The 16,516-nt window shown below is 44.8% G+C and carries 25 protein-coding genes; 5 read left to right on the top strand and 20 right to left on the bottom strand.

Annotation, left to right across the window (positions count from 1 at the left end):
- Nucleotide 1 precedes the first annotated feature (1 nt).
- The 16 genes from rsmD to G4407_RS06135 form a co-directional block, all read right to left on the bottom strand.
- On the bottom strand, nucleotides 2-610 hold the full coding sequence (gene rsmD, locus G4407_RS06210; RefSeq protein ID WP_173688169.1) for a 16S rRNA (guanine(966)-N(2))-methyltransferase RsmD: 609 nt from the start codon (nucleotides 608-610) through the stop codon (nucleotides 2-4).
- Nucleotides 611-731: 121 nt separating this feature from the next.
- The gene (locus G4407_RS06205; RefSeq protein WP_173688168.1) at nucleotides 732-1,631 is read right to left on the bottom strand and encodes a mechanosensitive ion channel family protein; all 900 of its coding nucleotides are present in this window, start codon (nucleotides 1,629-1,631) and stop codon (nucleotides 732-734) included.
- A 3-nt stretch (nucleotides 1,632-1,634) separates the two neighbouring features.
- On the bottom strand, nucleotides 1,635-2,492 hold the full coding sequence (gene pgeF, locus G4407_RS06200) for a peptidoglycan editing factor PgeF (RefSeq protein WP_173688167.1): 858 nt from the start codon (nucleotides 2,490-2,492) through the stop codon (nucleotides 1,635-1,637).
- Nucleotides 2,493-2,555: 63 nt separating this feature from the next.
- A complete protein-coding gene (locus G4407_RS06195) occupies nucleotides 2,556-2,933 on the bottom strand; it encodes a YraN family protein (protein WP_173688166.1) in 378 nt (125 codons plus the stop codon).
- Nucleotides 2,934-2,974: 41 nt separating this feature from the next.
- The gene (locus tag G4407_RS06190; RefSeq protein WP_173688165.1) at nucleotides 2,975-3,736 is read right to left on the bottom strand and encodes a ribonuclease HII; all 762 of its coding nucleotides are present in this window, start codon (nucleotides 3,734-3,736) and stop codon (nucleotides 2,975-2,977) included.
- The gene (lepB, locus tag G4407_RS06185; RefSeq protein WP_173688164.1) at nucleotides 3,729-4,304 is read right to left on the bottom strand and encodes a signal peptidase I; all 576 of its coding nucleotides are present in this window, start codon (nucleotides 4,302-4,304) and stop codon (nucleotides 3,729-3,731) included. Before lepB (G4407_RS06185) ends, G4407_RS06190 begins: the two co-directional genes overlap by 8 nt.
- Complete coding sequence (gene ylqF, locus G4407_RS06180) at nucleotides 4,297-5,154, bottom strand: ribosome biogenesis GTPase YlqF (protein WP_173688163.1); 858 nt, start codon at nucleotides 5,152-5,154, stop codon at nucleotides 4,297-4,299. Before ylqF ends, lepB (G4407_RS06185) begins: the two co-directional genes overlap by 8 nt.
- A gap of 14 nt (nucleotides 5,155-5,168) precedes the next feature.
- Nucleotides 5,169-5,762, bottom strand: coding sequence for a signal peptidase I (lepB, locus tag G4407_RS06175; RefSeq protein ID WP_173688162.1), 594 nt, complete (start codon nucleotides 5,760-5,762; stop codon nucleotides 5,169-5,171).
- A 68-nt stretch (nucleotides 5,763-5,830) separates the two neighbouring features.
- Nucleotides 5,831-6,178: a 50S ribosomal protein L19 gene (gene rplS / locus G4407_RS06170; RefSeq protein ID WP_008370594.1), complete on the bottom strand. Its 348-nt coding sequence runs from the start codon at nucleotides 6,176-6,178 to the stop codon at nucleotides 5,831-5,833.
- A gap of 99 nt (nucleotides 6,179-6,277) precedes the next feature.
- The gene (gene trmD, locus G4407_RS06165; RefSeq protein WP_173688161.1) at nucleotides 6,278-7,048 is read right to left on the bottom strand and encodes a tRNA (guanosine(37)-N1)-methyltransferase TrmD; all 771 of its coding nucleotides are present in this window, start codon (nucleotides 7,046-7,048) and stop codon (nucleotides 6,278-6,280) included.
- Nucleotides 7,049-7,072: 24 nt separating this feature from the next.
- On the bottom strand, nucleotides 7,073-7,585 hold the full coding sequence (gene rimM, locus G4407_RS06160) for a ribosome maturation factor RimM (protein WP_173688160.1): 513 nt from the start codon (nucleotides 7,583-7,585) through the stop codon (nucleotides 7,073-7,075).
- 181 nt (nucleotides 7,586-7,766) lie between these two features.
- Complete coding sequence (locus tag G4407_RS06155; RefSeq protein WP_008370600.1) at nucleotides 7,767-7,997, bottom strand: KH domain-containing protein; 231 nt, start codon at nucleotides 7,995-7,997, stop codon at nucleotides 7,767-7,769.
- A 23-nt stretch (nucleotides 7,998-8,020) separates the two neighbouring features.
- Nucleotides 8,021-8,266 (bottom strand): 30S ribosomal protein S16, encoded by a 246-nt coding sequence (gene rpsP, locus G4407_RS06150; RefSeq protein ID WP_022220623.1) that lies wholly within the window; start codon nucleotides 8,264-8,266, stop codon nucleotides 8,021-8,023.
- A 79-nt stretch (nucleotides 8,267-8,345) separates the two neighbouring features.
- Nucleotides 8,346-9,710, bottom strand: coding sequence for a signal recognition particle protein (gene ffh, locus G4407_RS06145; protein ID WP_173688159.1), 1,365 nt, complete (start codon nucleotides 9,708-9,710; stop codon nucleotides 8,346-8,348).
- 1 nt (nucleotide 9,711) lies between these two features.
- Nucleotides 9,712-10,056, bottom strand: coding sequence for a YlxM family DNA-binding protein (gene ylxM, locus G4407_RS06140; protein WP_173688158.1), 345 nt, complete (start codon nucleotides 10,054-10,056; stop codon nucleotides 9,712-9,714).
- A complete protein-coding gene (locus tag G4407_RS06135; protein WP_173688157.1) occupies nucleotides 10,056-11,000 on the bottom strand; it encodes a S8 family peptidase in 945 nt (314 codons plus the stop codon). The genes ylxM and G4407_RS06135 overlap by 1 nt, the downstream gene beginning before the upstream one ends.
- Before the next feature lie 136 nt (nucleotides 11,001-11,136).
- Between G4407_RS06135 and G4407_RS06130 the strand changes: the two genes are divergently transcribed.
- Nucleotides 11,137-11,427 carry a chorion class high-cysteine HCB protein 13 gene (locus tag G4407_RS06130; protein ID WP_173688156.1) on the top strand — a complete coding sequence of 97 codons (291 nt, stop codon included), beginning with the start codon at nucleotides 11,137-11,139 and terminating at the stop codon, nucleotides 11,425-11,427.
- A gap of 66 nt (nucleotides 11,428-11,493) precedes the next feature.
- On the opposite strand, the gene G4407_RS16715 is transcribed toward G4407_RS06130, so the two are convergent.
- Nucleotides 11,494-11,625, bottom strand: coding sequence for a hypothetical protein (locus G4407_RS16715; protein ID WP_274597644.1), 132 nt, complete (start codon nucleotides 11,623-11,625; stop codon nucleotides 11,494-11,496).
- Nucleotides 11,626-11,662: 37 nt separating this feature from the next.
- On the bottom strand, nucleotides 11,663-11,899 hold the full coding sequence (locus tag G4407_RS06125; RefSeq protein ID WP_173688155.1) for a hypothetical protein: 237 nt from the start codon (nucleotides 11,897-11,899) through the stop codon (nucleotides 11,663-11,665).
- A 128-nt stretch (nucleotides 11,900-12,027) separates the two neighbouring features.
- On the opposite strand from G4407_RS06125, the gene G4407_RS06120 reads away from it, so the two are divergent.
- The 3 genes from G4407_RS06120 to G4407_RS06110 all read left to right on the top strand — a co-directional run bounded on the left by G4407_RS06120 (nucleotide 12,028) and on the right by G4407_RS06110 (nucleotide 13,304).
- Nucleotides 12,028-12,177, top strand: coding sequence for a hypothetical protein (locus tag G4407_RS06120; protein WP_173688154.1), 150 nt, complete (start codon nucleotides 12,028-12,030; stop codon nucleotides 12,175-12,177).
- Nucleotides 12,178-12,203: 26 nt separating this feature from the next.
- On the top strand, nucleotides 12,204-12,506 hold the full coding sequence (locus G4407_RS06115; protein WP_173688153.1) for a hypothetical protein: 303 nt from the start codon (nucleotides 12,204-12,206) through the stop codon (nucleotides 12,504-12,506).
- Nucleotides 12,507-12,569: 63 nt separating this feature from the next.
- Nucleotides 12,570-13,304 (top strand): tRNA pseudouridine synthase A, encoded by a 735-nt coding sequence (locus G4407_RS06110; RefSeq protein WP_173688152.1) that lies wholly within the window; start codon nucleotides 12,570-12,572, stop codon nucleotides 13,302-13,304.
- Nucleotide 13,305: 1 nt separating this feature from the next.
- On the opposite strand, the gene G4407_RS06105 is transcribed toward G4407_RS06110, so the two are convergent.
- Together G4407_RS06105 and G4407_RS06100 are read right to left on the bottom strand one after the other, a co-directional pair.
- Nucleotides 13,306-13,710, bottom strand: coding sequence for a secondary thiamine-phosphate synthase enzyme YjbQ (locus G4407_RS06105; RefSeq protein WP_173688151.1), 405 nt, complete (start codon nucleotides 13,708-13,710; stop codon nucleotides 13,306-13,308).
- Nucleotides 13,711-13,722: 12 nt separating this feature from the next.
- On the bottom strand, nucleotides 13,723-14,580 hold the full coding sequence (locus tag G4407_RS06100) for a patatin-like phospholipase family protein (protein ID WP_173688150.1): 858 nt from the start codon (nucleotides 14,578-14,580) through the stop codon (nucleotides 13,723-13,725).
- Nucleotides 14,581-14,757: 177 nt separating this feature from the next.
- On the opposite strand from G4407_RS06100, the gene G4407_RS06095 reads away from it, so the two are divergent.
- Complete coding sequence (locus G4407_RS06095) at nucleotides 14,758-16,398, top strand: ABC-F family ATP-binding cassette domain-containing protein (RefSeq protein ID WP_022220629.1); 1,641 nt, start codon at nucleotides 14,758-14,760, stop codon at nucleotides 16,396-16,398.
- The last annotated feature ends 118 nt before the right edge of the window (nucleotides 16,399-16,516 follow it).

The raw sequence follows: 16,516 nt of genomic DNA, 5'->3' as shown, positions 1-16,516 counted from the left end.
TCTACTCCTCCACAGATATAAATACATGCATATTGGTCTTGTATTTCTTTTGTTTGATCATTGAAAAACCAAGTTCCTCCAGATAAGAAAAATCAGTTGCCAAAGATGCTTCCACGATGATCAGTGCATCCTTTTCCAGCAAGTCTGATTTTGCAAGATAAGTAAGCACCTCTTTTTCCAGCATATGGTTGTACGGTGGATCCATAAACACATAATCGAATTTTTCTCTTCCATCCAGTCTGCGAAGTGCCGAAAACACATCCTCCCGGATTACTTCCGCCTGGTCTGCAAGCTGTGTCTTTTTCAGATTCTCCATAATGCACTGGATCGCATCCGGATTGTTTTCCACAAAAACCGCCTTTTTTACACCTCGGCTGATCGCCTCAATCCCGATTGCCCCGCTTCCTGAAAAAAGATCCAGAAATGTACAGTCGCAAAGTCCATGTGCGATCATATTGAATAAGGTTTCTTTGGTTCTGTCGGTTGTCGGACGTGTCTCCATTCCTTTTACCGTCACAAGTGGTATTCTTCTGGCTTTCCCTGCTATGACTCTCATCTTATCGTTCTCCTGATCTATGATGTCAGAAACTACTCCATCATTCCAAAACATAGGGTGTTTTGTCTTTTAACCCTGACAACATATTATACTTATTTGTGATTATTTTGTCAATTTTCCCGCTTGTATTTTACCAGATACATTTTTTTATCTGTCTTTTTTCAGATACAAAGCTCTACTTTTCCGACTCCATCTGTACCTGATGGACAGTGATCTGCTGATATGGAATATCAATATGATTTTCATCCAGTGTCAACTTGATGTTTTCCAGCATCCGCCATCTTGTCGGCCAATACTCTTCACTTTTTACCCAGGCACGGACACCTATCACAACCGAACTGCTCCCAAGCTCATGGACAAAAACATTATGTTCCATAGTCTGGATGACGGACGGATCATTTTTTACAAGTTCCTGCAACAGTTTCTTGGCAAGGCGCAGATCCGCTTCATATGCAATATCCACCTTCAGATCCAGCTGGCGGTAATCTTTGTCCGTCACATTGGTAAGGCTTGTGTTGGCAAGTGTTCCATTCGGCACAACGATCGTCTTGTTGTCAATGGTGGCAAGCTTGGTGTAGAAGATCTGGATCTCTTTGACCGTTCCTTCATTGCCATGGCTGTCTTCTATAATATAATCCCCGACAACAAAAGGCTTCAAAAATAAGATCAGCATCCCACCGGCAAGGTTGGAAAGACTTCCCTGCAGAGCAAGACCAACCGCCACACCTGCTGATGCAACCGCTGCTGCAATCGATGCAGATTCTACACCGAGCGAATTGATAATTGCCAGAAACAGCAGTATATGAAGTCCGTATTTCAACAGAGAATCCACAAACTGTCTCGCACCGGTATCCGAATTGGCGCGTTCCATGGATGCCCTCGTAATCTTGCGGATCCAGTTGATCATCTTATGGCAGATGATGAATACGAGCAGTGCCATCAGGATCCGGATTCCAAACGAAATCAGGTCAGGACCTTTTTCCTGAATGAATTTATTAAATCCGGTGATTGTATCCACCGTGTCCTGTACGGTCGCCTCTACCTCATTTCCTGCGGCTTTCTGTGTCAAAAGCATGTTTTATCCCTCCTTCAGTGCAATGAATGCTGCAAGATTTCCCCTCTTTCCTTTGGATGCACGATGGGAAAATAAAAGTTTCGGGTTACAACAGGTACACACATTAGTAACTGCCAGGTGTTCCGGTCTGATCCCTGCATCTGTGAGAACCAGTTCATTTGCCTTCCAGAGATCCAGCTGGAACTTTCCATTCTCCTTGGCATAGAACAGACGGTCATATTCAGACTCTCTGAAATTTGCACGGAACATGTCGATCACATCTTCACTGACTTCATAGCAGTCCTGACAGATGGACGGTCCCACACAGGCAATGATATTCTTTGGATCACAGCCGAATTCTTTCTGCATCTTTTCAACCGTCACCTGTCCCATCCGGTTCACGGTGCCTCGCCAGCCGGAATGGCTGGATGCTACCACCTTTTTCACCGGATCCAGAAACAGAAGCGGTACACAGTCCGCGTAAAATGTCACCAGACAGATCCCCGGTACATTTGTGATCAATCCGTCTACATCTGTGTAATCCTTTTCTCTTGTAACACCTTTGCCGGCATCTTCTCTTGTCACGATCCGTACGTTCGTCGTATGGGTCTGATGCGTGCAGACCATATGTTCCGGCTTCACGCCGATTGCAGCTGCCATTCTTCTGTAGTTCTCGTCCACATGCGTGGGATCATCCCCTCTGGTATAGCTCAGGTTCATGCTTCCCAGGAAACCTTCACTCACTCCTCCAAGCCTGGTCGAAATTCCATGTTCTACAAGTCCTTCCTTTTCAAGGATCGGATACTTGAGAAATGGTACGCCGGCACTTATGCATTCGTCAAAGATATGCTCCTCATTTTTATATTTTAATCCTATTTTCATCTGTACTCTCCCGTATTGTGATATCTGCAGACAGCCATCTGGCTTTTTCCCTGGTATAATAAATCATACAATTCCAAAGTCTCCGCAGTACTCAAATGCATTTTTCCGCAAAGAAATTTTATTTCCCGCGATTCCTACTACATCGAAACGGCATGGTATCTCTGTGCAGCCGTTCTTCATCAGATAATAAACGGCCGCTCCGGACAGGCGCATCTGTTTGGACACAGATACCGCCTCCAGAGCAGCCGAAAGCCCTCCTGTTTTGCGAAATTTCACCTCACAAAAGACCAGATATTCTCCGTCTTTTGCAACAATGTCAATCTCCGCATAACGGCAGCGGAAATTATACTCCAGTATCTGATATCCTTGCTTTTCCAGAAATTCACCTGCTATTTTTTCATATTTTGTACCGGTCCTTCGCCGGTTTTTTTCATTCTCCAATTGCCTTTTGGATCTGATCTTCTACCTGTTCTGACGGATTTTTATACGAAGTGTCCGATAAAACTTCTTCTGTGGATCGGTGTCGGTCCAAGCGTCTGAAGCGCTTTGATATGTTCTGCTGATCCATAACCTTTGTTAGATGCAAATCCATATCCCGGAAGTAGCTTATCATACTCTTCCATCAGACGGTCTCTTGTTACCTTTGCCACAATACTTGCTGCAGCGATGGACACGCTTTTTGCATCTCCCTTGATGATCGGAACCTGTGGAATCACAACCTCCGGAATGGTAACTGCATCATTTAAAAGCAGATCCGGCGAGACTTTCAAATTGCCAATCGCCTGACGCATGGCTTCGTAGGTTGCCTGCAAAATATTGATCTCGTCAATCCTTGCAGGGGAAGCCATCCCGAGACCTACTGCAACTGCTTTGTCCATGATCTCATCATAAAGCTCATCTCTTTTTGCTGCGGAAAGCTTCTTGGAATCATTTATATAAAGGATCTCGCACTCTTTTGGCAGGATCACAGCCCCTGCAACTACCGGACCTGCAAGTGGTCCCCTTCCCACCTCGTCAATTCCACAGATAAACGCATGGTCAGCATATTTTTCTTCGTACTGACGCATTTTCGCAAGGCGATCTTTTTCGGCAAGCAGCTTTTCCTTCTGCTTTCTGTACTTTTCCAGAAGCTTTTGCACACCGGCTCTGTCATCCGGCGCATAGACCTTCATCAGCTGCTCCCTTTCGGCATCCTCTGCCGCTTTTAAACGGCTGTCGATCTCTTTGATACTTTCTTTACTCATGCTTTATCACTCCGATTTTGTTGAACGGATAAATTCTTACCCAGGCACGCCCGATCAGCATATCACGGGTAAGTACACCCACACTTGCCACACGGCTGTCCGAGCTGTGATTCCGGTTATCTCCCAGGACAAAATATTCATCATCTCCCAGTTTGATCGGCTCTGCTGCAATTCCCGGATCTTCCATCACCTCTGCACCATAATGTTCATCCAGCTTTTTGCCATTAATATACACATACCCATCGATCACCTGCACAGTATCACCGGGCAGTCCGATGATACGTTTGATATAATAGGTATTCTCTGCATGCTGGTAAGGGAATACAATAATATCATATCTTTCCGGCTCGCGGAAACGGTAGCTGAGCTTATCCACGATCAGGTTGTCTCCGTCTGAAAGTGTCGGTTCCATTGAATGACCGTCTACTTTAGTGCGCTGTCCGACAAAGGTGACGATCACCCATGTCAGCAGAACAATGACCAGAAGATACAGAAGTGTTCCTCCCAGTGATCTCCATATGCTCTGCTCCTGCTCCGGAGCTTCTTCCTTGTTGTCTTCCTTATTCATTTGTATACTCCTTTACAAATTCAAGTGTGATCCTTCCGAGTCTTCCATTTCGGAAATCATCCAGCAGCATACCAGCTGCTTTTGCGGTATCTAATTCATTTCCGCGTACCAGACAATGGCGGCTCTCAGCAATTGCTTCCAATACACTGTAGCTGTTCTGCTTTTCGTTGATCGTATATTTCTCAGCAAGAACACCCGGATAAGCATCCTGCATATAGCTGATCAGCTCCGCCGCAAGCTCTTCCAGATTCATGATCTCATCCTTGATCGACCCGATAAATGCAAGGCGCAGTCCCACTTGCTGATCCTCAAACTTCGGCCAGAGAATTCCCGGTGTATCGAGAAGCTCTACGTTCTTGTTTAGACGGATCCATTGCTTTCCTTTGGTCACACCCGGTTTGTTACCGGTCTTTGCACAGGCTTTTCCGGCAAGTGCATTGATAAAAGTAGACTTTCCGACGTTCGGGATTCCGACTACCATCGCACGGACCGGACGGTTCAGAATCCCTCTCTTACGGTCACGCTCTGTCTTTTCTTTACACGCTTCCTGGATCACTCCCTGAATAGACTTGATCCCGCCGCCTTTACGGGAATTAACCTTAACTGCCGAATATCCTTTTCCACGGAAATAGCCGATCCACTCTTCTGTCTGTTTCTCATCTGCAAGATCTGCCTTATTGAGCAGGATCAGTCTTGCTTTATTCTTTCCAAGTTCATCGATGTCCGGATTCCGGCTGCTCATCGGAACTCTTGCATCAACCAGTTCGATCACAAGATCGATCAGTTTGATATTCTCCTGCATCATCCTTTTGGCCTTTGTCATATGCCCCGGATACCATTGAAAATTCATCCAGTTTCCTCCTTCTATTTACCAAGCAGTCCGAAACGGTCTTTCGGGGAAAGGATAAACCATACTTTCCCTTCAATCTCGGAACGCTTTACATTTCCAATATCAGCCATCCGGCTGTCTTCACTGCTCTCCCGGTTGTCACCAAGGACAAAATACTCATCTCCACCGAGAACGATCTTCTCACTGGCAATACCTGCATCTGCAATTGCAGTAGTCTCATACTTTTCAACCAGCTTTCTGTTGTTGACATAAATCTCTCCATCCCTGATCTCAACGCTTTCGCCCGGAAGTCCGATAATCCTTTTAATATAGGAATGAAGATTCTCATTCCCTTTTGGTTTGAACACGATAATATCTCCGCGCTTCGGTGTACTGGCATCATATACGATCCGGTTTACTAAAACCACATCCCCATTCCGAATCACCGGGTTCATGGACTCTCCGATATTACTGATCTGATGCCCGAAATACCACACAAACACAAATGCACACAGGCAGACGAGCACAATTTGGAATACCCATCCAAATACTTCGGGAATCCATTTCAAATTGATATGTTTTCTATGCTTTCTGTCAAATCTGAGTTCTTTTCTTTTTCTACGTCTCATCTGTTATCATATCCTATATTAGCAAAAGGGACAAGTACCTGTCGTATTTGTCCCTCTTTAAGCATTTACTATTTTACTAATTCTTTAACTTTTGCTCTCTTACCTACACGATCTCTTAAGTAGTTAAGTTTTGCACGTCTTACTTTACCTTTACGAACAACTTCTACTTTTTCAACGTTTGGTGAGTGAAGCGGCCATGTCTTCTCTACGCCGATTCCGTTAGAGCTTTTTCTTACTGTAAATGTTTCTCTTGCTCCGCCGCCCTGTCTCTTTAATACAGTACCTTCAAATACCTGAATTCTCTCACGGTTTCCTTCTTTGATCTTACCGTAAACTTTTACAGTATCTCCAACGTGGAATTCCGGAGCATTTTCTTTTAACTGAGCTGCTTCAATGTTCTTAATAATTTCGTTCATGTGTGAACCTCCTTCATATTTTGACGTTCTTAATACGCTTTTTCTATCGTATCAGAGGACCATCTCTGTTTTCATCACAACGTGCTATATATTAACACATTATTCTTCATTTTTCAAGTCTTTTTCTCGATTTTCTATAATCTCTTCTGCAAGTTCTCTTTCTTTCATGGTAAGCTCTGCGCCTTCCAGAAGATCCGGACGCCATTTTGCAGTACGGATCACTGACTGCTCTCTGCGCCATTTCTCTACATTGGCATGATGGCCGGATAAAAGGATCGGCGGAACCTGCCTGTCGTGCCAGATCTCCGGTCTGGAATACTGCGGATATTCCAGGAGATTGTCCTGAAAACTCTCAAATTCAGCAGATACATCATTATGCAGAACACCCGGGATCAGGCGGGATACCGCATCCACGATCATCATTGCCGGAAGTTCACCGCCTGTCAATACATAATCGCCGGCTGACACATAATCCGTTACGATCTCCTCCAGCACACGTTCATCGATTCCTTCGTAATGTCCGCACAAAAGCACCAGTTCATCTTCTTTCGCAAAATCTTCTGCCATCTTCTGGTTAAACGGCTTCCCCTGAGGGGAAAGATAAATCACACGCGGTCTCTTTCCTTCCGGGAGGGCTGCTTTTTCCCGAATGGCAAGATAAGTCTGGTAAACCGGCTCTGCCTGCATCAACATTCCTGCGCCACCGCCATACGGATAATCATCCACACTGCTATGCTTGTTAAATGCATAGTCCCTGATATTCCAGGCTTCAATCTCAAGAATTTCATTCTTCACAGCTCTTCCTATAATACTGGTTTCCAGACCGTTCATCACCATCTCCGGAAAGAGCGTCATGATATCAAATCTCATATTGTTCTCCTACTATTCTGTCACTTAAATCAGTCCGTCCATCAGATGAACAGTCATTTTCCTATTCTCGGTATCTACATCCAGAATACAGTCATGGATTGCCGGAAGAAGTACCTCGCCGTGCGCCTCTGTCGATACCACATAGACATCATTCGCACCGGTTTCCATAATATCTTCCAGGACACCGAATTTTTCACCGTCCTCAGTATAGACATCCATACCGATAATATCTGCCATGTAGTACTCATCCTCTTCCAGTTCCACGGCATCCTCACGAGATACAAGAAGTGGCAGCTTTCTGTATTTTTCAATATCATTTATGTTATCGATCCCTTTGAACTTCAGAATCACATACTGTTTAAAAAATTTTACGCCTTCAATTTCAAGGGGAATCTGTTCTTTTCCTGTATCAAGAACCACATCTTTCAGATCACGGAAACGGTTTGGATCATCGGTTGTCGGAAATACTTTGACTTCGCCTTTGATTCCGTGGGTAGATGTGATCACACCAACTTGCAGGTAATCATTTTGTTGCATACTTTGTCCTTTCTTAGCATAAAATAAACTTTACACCGAAAAAGTCTGCTTTTAGTCTTTTGAAGTGACTTTTTCTCCATCCCCCAGATACAGTGAATCTGTCATTGGCAGCTTCTCTTGCATACTAAGGCATGATAAAAAACGCAGATAAAAATAAATTTACCTGCGTTTTATTTTTATGCTATTGCATAATTTCAACCACGACTTTTTTGTCTTCTTTGGCCGCGGCTGCCTTTACAACGGAACGGATTGCTTTCGCAATTCGGCCTTGCTTACCGATCACCTTTCCCATATCATTATCTGCGACATGTACTTCGATCACGGTAGTCTTGCCTTCCTGTTTTTCCGTAACCACGACGCCTTCAGGATTGTCCACAAGTGCTTTCGTAATTACTTCTACTAAATTTTTCATCACTCGCACCTCCGCGAAGCAACCTATTTTTCAATACCTGCTGCCTTAAAGATTTTTCCAACTACTTCTGTAGGCTGAGCACCGTTGTTTAACCATTTCTTAGCTGCTTCTTCATCTACTTTGAATACGCTAGGATCCTGAGTTGGATCGTATGTTCCGATTTCTTCGATGAATTTTCCGTCTCTTGGTGATCTAGAATCAGAAACAACGATTCTATAGAAAGGAGCTTTCTTCTGTCCCATTCTTCTTAATCTGATTTTTACTGCCATTTTACTTTCCTCCATAAAACAATTTGTATTTATAATAGTTTATCTATATATCACGCATGATCTGCGGAATATATCTTCTTTAGAAAGGCATCCTGAACTTGCCTTTTTTTCCTTTCCCGCCCATCATTCCCGGGAAGGACTTCATCATCTTGCGCATCTGCTCGAACTGCTTCATCATCTTGTTGACCTCTGAAATGTCAACCCCGGCTCCTGCTGCGATTCTTCGCTTTCTCTGCGGAGTGATGATGTCCGGATTCTGACGTTCCTTGATCGTCATGGAATAGATGATTGCTTCGACTCTTGCCATCTTCTGTTCCGCATCATCTGCATCGATATCCGGCATCTTGCCTTTGCCAAGACCACCCATACCGCCAAGTCCAGGGAGCATATTCATAATACTTCCAAGACCGCCCATCTTGCGCATCTGTTTCATACTTTCCAGATAGTCCTCAAAATCAAACTGCGACTTTTTGAGCTTTTCTGTCATCTTACGTGCCTGTTCTTCGTCGATCTCTTCGCCGGCTTTCTCGATCAGGCTGAGTACATCCCCCATACCGAGGATTCTGGAAGCCATACGGTCCGGATAAAACTGCTCCAGATCTGATAACTTCTCGCCCATACCTACATAAAGGATCGGGCATCCGGTGACTGCCTTGATTGAAAGTGCCGCACCACCTCTGGTATCGCCGTCAAGCTTTGTGACGATTACTCCATCTATACCAATCTTCTCATTAAAGTTCTCTGCAACATTCACGGCGTCCTGACCGGTCATTGCATCGACAACGAGAATACTCTGATGAACCTCGACCGTGTTCTTGATCTCCTGCAGTTCTTCCATCATCTCTTCATCAATATGAAGACGACCTGCTGTATCCAGAATAATCACGTTATTACCATTCTTTTCAGCATGCTCCAGTGCTGCTTTAGCGATATTCGCCGGCTTCTGGTTATCTCCCATGGAGAACACTTCCACACCCTGCTTCTCTCCGTTGATCTGCAACTGTTTAATAGCTGCAGGTCTGTAGACATCACATGCTACCAGAAGAGGCTTCTTACCTTTCAGTTTGAACTTTCCTGCAAGCTTTGCTGTGGTTGTTGTCTTACCTGCTCCCTGAAGACCCATCATCATAATGACCGTCTTCTGGCTTCCCGGCTGGAATTTAATCTCCGTTGTCTCAGAGCCCATCAGATTCACCAGTTCGTCATTCACGATCTTGATCACCATCTGTCCCGGATTCAGTCCGCTCATCACATCCTGTCCGACTGCACGCTCCTGCACACTTTTTACAAAATTTTTGACAACTTTGAAGTTAACATCTGCCTCCAGAAGAGCCATCTTAACTTCACGCAGAGCCGCTTTTACATCATCTTCTGTAAGTCGCCCCTTGCTTCTTAAATTCTTGAATACGTTCTGAAGTTTTTCTGTCAAACTGTCAAATGCCATGTTATAACTCCTCTATGATCTCTCCCGAAAGCTTTTTCACTTTCTTTATCAGTTCTTTTTCGTCCTGCTCTTCATAATTCTCAAGGAGCAGATCGATCTCATGGACTTTTTCTTTCACAGACATAAACTTCTCCACCAGATGCAGCTTCGCTTCATAATCCTCCAGACTCTTGTTGCAGCGCCGGATCATATCATGAACACCCTGTCTGCTGATCCCCGCATCTCTTGCGATCTCGCTGAGCGAATAATCTTCAAGTACTGCCTGTTCATAAATCTCTTTCTGATGTTTTGTCAGAAGCTCACCATAAAAATCATATAATAATGTCTGCTTTAAAATCTCGTCCATCACTTATCACCTGTGCTATCATATAACAGATTTTCATTGGTGTCAAGTATTTTTTCTTGACATTCGAGAAGTTTTTCTACATGCAGGTTCCCATGTCCCTGTCTCTGGTCATAATACCTTCCCTTTTCACAGGAATTCCACAGTCTGTATTTAAGTTCCAGATTACACATATCCGGGTATTTCTGCAAAACCAGAGCCGCTGCCCCAGACACCGCCGGAGTTGCCATAGAAGTCCCGCTTTTCGGAATATAGGCGTAAGGACTCCTCACCGGATACAGGTAATTGCAGGAATAAATCCGGTTTCCCGGCACGGTAAGATCCGGTTTTTTGATACAATCTCCGGTCGGCCCGCAGCCGGAATACTTCTTTCCCATTTCTTCATCCGCCCCAACTGTGATCACCTTCCGGCTGTTTCCCGGGATCGTGATGCTCCCTTCCTTCGGTCCTTTGTTTCCTGCCGCCGTCACAACCACCAGGCCGGCATCCCAGAGCCGTTCTACCCAGAACAGGAGCAATTCATCTTCCGGATCTTTCTTATGAGGAAGAGTTCCAATCGAAATATTGACGATCCGGATCTTCATTTCCTTTTGTTTTAACAGCACGTACCGGATCCCGTTTATCACATCCCGGATTTTTCCACCTCCCCTCTGATTCAGCACCTTGACTGCAAAGATCTGCGCCTCCGGTGCCATTCCGCTGTACAGGCCTCTTCCGCTTTTTCCATTTCCGGCAAGAATCCCTGCCACATGGGTTCCGTGTCCGTTGTCATCATATATGGTTTTCTTTCCCTGTACACAGTCCTTCCATCCCACGATGCGACCGGCAAGATCCGGGTGCTGTGTGATCCCTGTGTCAAGAACGGCGCAAACGACACCCTTTCCAGTGATTTTGTTTTGCATTGTATCCGAACACCAGTAGTGGATTTTCCGTTTTAAATCTTTCATATTTAAAAATATCCTTTTTCTATTAGAATATTCTTTCTGAAACCAGATGCCAATTTCTTTGGAACTTTTTTGAAACACTGACATGCCTCCTTACATATGATGAAGTGTAAAGAAACCTTACTGGAGGCTATCAAATATGAGTGAATTAAGTGCAACAAACTGCGGATGTGGAAATTCTATGGATAACTGTGGATGTGGCTGCGGAATGTCTTCCTGCGTATGGATCATTCTTCTCCTCTGCTGCTGTGGCGGATGGGGACGCAATGGCGACGGCTGTGGCTGCGGAAATGACAGCTGCCTGTGGATCATCCTTCTTCTCTGCTGCTGTGGTGGATTCGGAAACGGATTCGGAACTGGATGCGGTAATGGATGCGGTAATGGATGCGGATGTGGAAACGGCTGTGGCAACGGCGGATGCGGCTGCTAATTACGAAACTCAGATTCTATTTATTCAGACAGACCAGAGGCGGGGCAAATTATACCCCCGCCTTTCTTATGTTTTATTTTTGTGCTTCTCCTGTTGCTTTTCGTGCGCCTCTTCCTGCTCCTTTTCCTTTTTCTTTCGCAAACATTCTTCATCCACTTCATAGATTGCATTTCCATCAATGATAATCCGGCTGCTCATTTAACAAAATCCTTCCATTATTTCTTCCTTTGCTTTATTATATGTGGATCTCATATTTTCCGTCTTCTTTACATATATATTTATAACGCTGAACCGTGGAGGACATATGGAAAAGAAACCGCCCCTTGTCATGACGCCATTTGACGAGTCTCTCACGAATGATTTTCTTCAGCTTGTCAAAATCATTCTTCCCTATCTGCCCGATCACGTTCAGCGTATAGCTGGCATTTATGTGAAACTTGCGGAACTTATGAATGCCTTTTACTGTTTCCAACCTCCTTATTATCATAACCGCAGAGGGCGGCTGCGAAAGCAGGAGAAAGATCCGGGCAGCATGTTTGAAGCAGTTGTACCCTATCTTTCTCCTGAAAAAAGAGAAATATTCGATTCATTTTCCGGAATATGGCAGATGATGGAAATGATGAAAGAGATGGACTTTGGAGATCCTGCAAATATGGCAGATATGATGAATGGATTTCAGGCAGCCCGGGATATGCCGGATATGATGAGTGGATTTCAGGGATCCCAGGATATGCCGGATATGATGAATAGATTTCAGACAGAAAGGATGGATGAAAATGAACGAATGGATGGAGCATCCGGATCTTGCGAATCTGGATCCGCTGAAACAGGAGCTGATCCGGACAGCGGCGATGAAAGCCGGTGGCAAGAACGGGAAAGCGCTGGTACCGGTGATGATGTCGCTGATCACCGGCGCGAATAAACGGGGAATCCGGTTTACCCCTGATGAAATTTCGCTGATCCTTTCAGTGATCAAAGAAGGGAAAAGCAAAGAGGAGCAGGCACAGATTGACCAGATGGTGCAGATGATCCGGGCAATACAGGCAGGAAAACAGCCACCGGGTACCGGAAGGCGATAAAAATTGCCTTGCCTGTCAATCAATGCTATAATGAACGGCAGAAATGCACTTCAGGAGGAGCTTATGACAACGATCAAACTTACCATAGAATACGACGGAACCCGCTATCCGGGCTTTTCCACAAAGAAAAAAAGCGCCAGCATCGAATCAAAGCTTACACTGGCGATCAGGGATGTAACCGGACAGTCCACACAGCTTTTTGCTGCCGTAAAGACAGAACCGGGTGTTCACGCAGCACATCAGATTGTAAGTTTTCAATTAGAAAAAGAATCTTTTTCAGGCAATACAGAACTGTTAAAAATGAAATTAAACGCAGCTCTTCCGGCAGATATCGCAGTCACTTCACTGGAAATCGCAGATGAACGTTTTGTGGCTTCTCTCGCGGCAAAAAGCTGCACCTATACCTGCCGGATCGCCACAGATCCTGCCATAGCATTATTTTCCCGTCCGTACACCTGTGTTGTAACCGAGTCTCTTGACCTGGAAGCCATGCGGCAGGCAGCGCAGCTTCTTACCGGTACGCATGACTTTGCCGCATTTTCAAACGGACGTACTAAAAAAAGTACAGTGCGCACTGTAGAAACGATCAAAATTAACCGCGAAGGCCAACTGATACAGATTCAGCTGACTGCAAATAGTTTTCTCAGGCATATGCCACAGCTTCTTGCCGGCAGCATTCTCACTGCAGGAAAAGAAAAAAAGACAGACGGAACTACGCTGACTCTTGCTGGTGTAGAATCAGCAGCTCCCGCCTGTCCTTCGCATGCATTCACCCTGACAGATGTACAGCTCCGTTGATCTATCCTTCGATGATCTTCACATAAAAGGTACGGTTTCTTGGTCCGTCAAACTCGCAGAAATACAGATCCTGCCAGATACCAAAGACGATCTCTCCATCATGGATGATCAGCGTCTGTGACGGTCCGACCATCGTCGTCTTCATATGTGCATGCGAATTTCCTTCTGCATGCTGGTAGAAGAACTGTTCTGTCGGAAATACTTTTTCAAAACCACACAACATATCATGTACCACATCCGGATCCGCATTTTCATTGATCGTAAATCCGGCTGTCGTATGTGGTGAGAAGATCACAGCAATCCCTTCTCTTACACCGCTTTTTTCGATGTCTTCCCTTACCATTCCTGTTACCTTTGTCATTTGCTGTGATGCGTTTGTCGCAATCTGATGTTCGTACAGATGCATATGCACACCTCCTTATTTTTCCAGATAAGCCTCAAGTCTCGAAAGCTCTCTTTTCATCAGTTCATATCCATGATCGTAGAAAGCCATCAGCTTATCATAATCTTTCTCCAGTCTGGATACCGGCTTCATTTCCGGGCGAAGGACGAAGATCTTCCCTTCTTTTTCCAGCTTTTCTATATACTCTTCTGTCCGGTTATACATCGCTGGTCTACGGATACAGGTACGGACAAGTTCCGGATATTTACTGTACATCTTCCGGTATAACTTACCGACCGCTTTGGAAGTCGGTTTTTTGCGGTAGCCCTCCGGTCTCGTCAAAATAAGGACTATTTTTTTTATTCCCTTTTCCTGCACATGCTTTACCGGAATGGAATCGGCAAGTCCACCATCCAGATACGGAATCCCGTCTACATTTACGATCGGACATACAAGTGGCATACTGCTGCTGGCGCGGCAGATCTTCATCAGCCGGTCTCTGTCGCTCTCTTCGGTCATATATTCGGCATTTCCCGTAAGACAATTGGTTGTCACGATCTCACAGGTCATATCATTTGAAAAATAAGTATCAAAATCAAACGGAAAGAGTTCATTCGGATATTTATTGAATACCATATCCATATCCAGAAGACTTCTTTCTTTTACAAAATCTTTAAGTCCGTAATAATAGCTGTATTCCTTTCCTCTGTGGATCATACAGTCCCTTGTCCTGCCGATCTGCTTTGAAACATAGTCGACCGCATTACAGGAACCTGCCGATACGCCGACCACATAAGAAAAATACAGATCCTTTTCCATCAAATAATCCAGTGCGCCGGAAGTGAATACACCTCTTGTTGCGCCGCCTTCCAGTACCAGTCCTGCTTCTGTCAAAACACTCGCTCCTTTCGTCCTGCCATGATGTATATTTCGTGTATGATTTATAAGTATACCACAAATTCTTCCTTATGTTAATGCTTATTCTCTTGCGAAAATTGTGCAGTCATGTTACCATAGTGAACGTAATGCAAAAATTGAAACGATGATTCTATTTGAATAAGGAGAATTTTTATGATTAGTACAAGTAATATCACCCTCCGCGTAGGGAAGAAAGCCTTGTTTGAAGATGTAAATATTAAATTTACAGAGGGCAACTGCTACGGTCTGATCGGAGCAAACGGAGCCGGAAAATCTACATTTCTTAAGATACTTTCCGGACAGCTTGAGCCGACCAGCGGAGAAGTTATCCTCACACCAGGCGAACGTCTTTCCTTCTTACAGCAGGACCACTTCAAATACGACCAGTATCCGGTTCTTGATACCGTAATCATGGGAAATGCCCGTCTTTACGAGATCATGAAAGAAAAAGAAGTAATCTACGCCAAGGAAGATTTCACAGACGAGGATGGGATCAAGGCAAGTGAACTGGAAGCAGAATTTGCAACCCTGAACGGATGGGAAGCAGAATCTGATGCCGCTTCTCTTTTGAACGGACTTGGAATTGAGACAGAACTTCACTACAATATGATGAGCGAGCTGACCGGTGCACAGAAGGTCAAAGTCCTTCTTGCACAGGCACTTTTCGGTAATCCGGATATTCTTCTTCTGGATGAGCCTACCAACCACCTGGATCTGGATGCGATCGCATGGCTGGAAGAATTCCTGATCAACTTCGATAATACCGTTATTGTTGTTTCCCATGACCGTTATTTCCTGAATAAGGTCTGCACACAGATCGCCGATATCGATTACGGCAAGATCCAGCTCTACGCCGGTAACTACGACTTCTGGTACGAATCCAGCCAGCTGCTGATCCGTCAGATGAAAGAAGCCAACAAGAAGAAAGAAGAAAAGATCAAGGAGTTACAGGACTTTATTTCACGATTCAGTGCCAATGCGTCCAAGTCCCGTCAGGCAACTTCCCGTAAGCGCGCCCTGGAAAAGATCCAGCTTGATGAGATCCGCCCATCCAGCCGTAAATACCCTTACATTGATTTCAAACCGAACCGCGAGATCGGTAATGAAGTCCTGATGGTCGAAGGCTTATCCAAAACCATCAATGGGGAAAAGATTCTGGACAATCTTTCCTTCACGCTGAACCGGGATGACAAAGTTGCATTTGTCGGTGGAAATGAATTTGCCAAAACTGTTCTCTTCCAGATCCTGATCGGAGAAATGGAGCCGGATGAAGGTACTTATAAATGGGGAATCACCACTACACAGGCATATTTCCCGAAGGACAGTGGAAAAGAATTTGACAATGACGATACCATCGTAGAATGGCTGACTCAGTATTCGGAAGAAAAGGATGTTACCTATGTACGTGGCTTCCTTGGAAGAATGCTTTTCGCCGGTGACGACGGTGTGAAGAAGGTTAAAGTTCTTTCCGGTGGGGAAAAGGTACGCTGTCTGTTATCCAAGATGATGATCTCCGGTGCCAACGTACTGATCCTCGACGAGCCTACTGACCACCTGGATATGGAATCCATCACTGCACTCAACAATGGAATGAAGAAGTTCCCTGGCGTACTTCTGTTCTCTTCAAGAGACCACCAGATCGTTGAAACGACAGCAAACCGTATTATGGAAATTCTTCCGGGTGGAAAGATGATCGACAAGATCACAACTTACGATGAATACCTTGCGTCTGACGCAACTGCTGCAAAGAGACAGGCAATTCTGGATCTGAATACAGAAGAACAAGATGACTAAATATTTATCTTGGTATTACATTTAGACTAATGTATAATAAATCAGGACTAAAACTCAGGTAGTTCCCCCGAACAATTGAAGTTCGGCCCGACACCCGAGTTTTAGTCCTTTTTTTATC

It is taken from the genome of Allocoprococcus comes (genome assembly GCF_013300725.1).
Taxonomy (GTDB): domain Bacteria; phylum Bacillota; class Clostridia; order Lachnospirales; family Lachnospiraceae; genus Allocoprococcus; species Allocoprococcus comes_A.
The sequence above is the reverse complement of the archived record's forward strand: the minus strand, read 5'-3'. Positions and strand labels throughout refer to the sequence as shown.

What these genes read in the sequence shown, in the direction of transcription:
- rsmD (WP_173688169.1), bottom strand. Translation starts at nt 610, where the DNA reads ATGTTTTGGAATGATGGAGTAGTTTCTGACATCATAGATCAGGAGAAC.
- G4407_RS06205 (WP_173688168.1), bottom strand. Translation starts at nt 1,631, where the DNA reads ATGCTTTTGACACAGAAAGCCGCAGGAAATGAGGTAGAGGCGACCGTA.
- pgeF (WP_173688167.1), bottom strand. Translation starts at nt 2,492, where the DNA reads ATGAAAATAGGATTAAAATATAAAAATGAGGAGCATATCTTTGACGAA.
- G4407_RS06190 (WP_173688165.1), bottom strand. Translation starts at nt 3,736, where the DNA reads ATGAGTAAAGAAAGTATCAAAGAGATCGACAGCCGTTTAAAAGCGGCA.
- lepB (WP_173688164.1), bottom strand. Translation starts at nt 4,304, where the DNA reads ATGAATAAGGAAGACAACAAGGAAGAAGCTCCGGAGCAGGAGCAGAGC.
- ylqF (WP_173688163.1), bottom strand. Translation starts at nt 5,154, where the DNA reads ATGAATTTTCAATGGTATCCGGGGCATATGACAAAGGCCAAAAGGATG.
- lepB (WP_173688162.1), bottom strand. Translation starts at nt 5,762, where the DNA reads ATGAGACGTAGAAAAAGAAAAGAACTCAGATTTGACAGAAAGCATAGA.
- rplS (WP_008370594.1), bottom strand. Translation starts at nt 6,178, where the DNA reads ATGAACGAAATTATTAAGAACATTGAAGCAGCTCAGTTAAAAGAAAAT.
- trmD (WP_173688161.1), bottom strand. Translation starts at nt 7,048, where the DNA reads ATGAGATTTGATATCATGACGCTCTTTCCGGAGATGGTGATGAACGGT.
- rimM (WP_173688160.1), bottom strand. Translation starts at nt 7,585, where the DNA reads ATGCAACAAAATGATTACCTGCAAGTTGGTGTGATCACATCTACCCAC.
- G4407_RS06155 (WP_008370600.1), bottom strand. Translation starts at nt 7,997, where the DNA reads ATGAAAAATTTAGTAGAAGTAATTACGAAAGCACTTGTGGACAATCCT.
- rpsP (WP_022220623.1), bottom strand. Translation starts at nt 8,266, where the DNA reads ATGGCAGTAAAAATCAGATTAAGAAGAATGGGACAGAAGAAAGCTCCT.
- ffh (WP_173688159.1), bottom strand. Translation starts at nt 9,710, where the DNA reads ATGGCATTTGACAGTTTGACAGAAAAACTTCAGAACGTATTCAAGAAT.
- ylxM (WP_173688158.1), bottom strand. Translation starts at nt 10,056, where the DNA reads ATGGACGAGATTTTAAAGCAGACATTATTATATGATTTTTATGGTGAG.
- G4407_RS06135 (WP_173688157.1), bottom strand. Translation starts at nt 11,000, where the DNA reads ATGAAAGATTTAAAACGGAAAATCCACTACTGGTGTTCGGATACAATG.
- G4407_RS06130 (WP_173688156.1), top strand. Translation starts at nt 11,137, where the DNA reads ATGAGTGAATTAAGTGCAACAAACTGCGGATGTGGAAATTCTATGGAT.
- G4407_RS16715 (WP_274597644.1), bottom strand. Translation starts at nt 11,625, where the DNA reads ATGAGCAGCCGGATTATCATTGATGGAAATGCAATCTATGAAGTGGAT.
- G4407_RS06120 (WP_173688154.1), top strand. Translation starts at nt 12,028, where the DNA reads ATGGCAGATGATGGAAATGATGAAAGAGATGGACTTTGGAGATCCTGC.
- G4407_RS06115 (WP_173688153.1), top strand. Translation starts at nt 12,204, where the DNA reads ATGAACGAATGGATGGAGCATCCGGATCTTGCGAATCTGGATCCGCTG.
- G4407_RS06110 (WP_173688152.1), top strand. Translation starts at nt 12,570, where the DNA reads ATGACAACGATCAAACTTACCATAGAATACGACGGAACCCGCTATCCG.
- G4407_RS06105 (WP_173688151.1), bottom strand. Translation starts at nt 13,710, where the DNA reads ATGCATCTGTACGAACATCAGATTGCGACAAACGCATCACAGCAAATG.
- G4407_RS06095 (WP_022220629.1), top strand. Translation starts at nt 14,758, where the DNA reads ATGATTAGTACAAGTAATATCACCCTCCGCGTAGGGAAGAAAGCCTTG.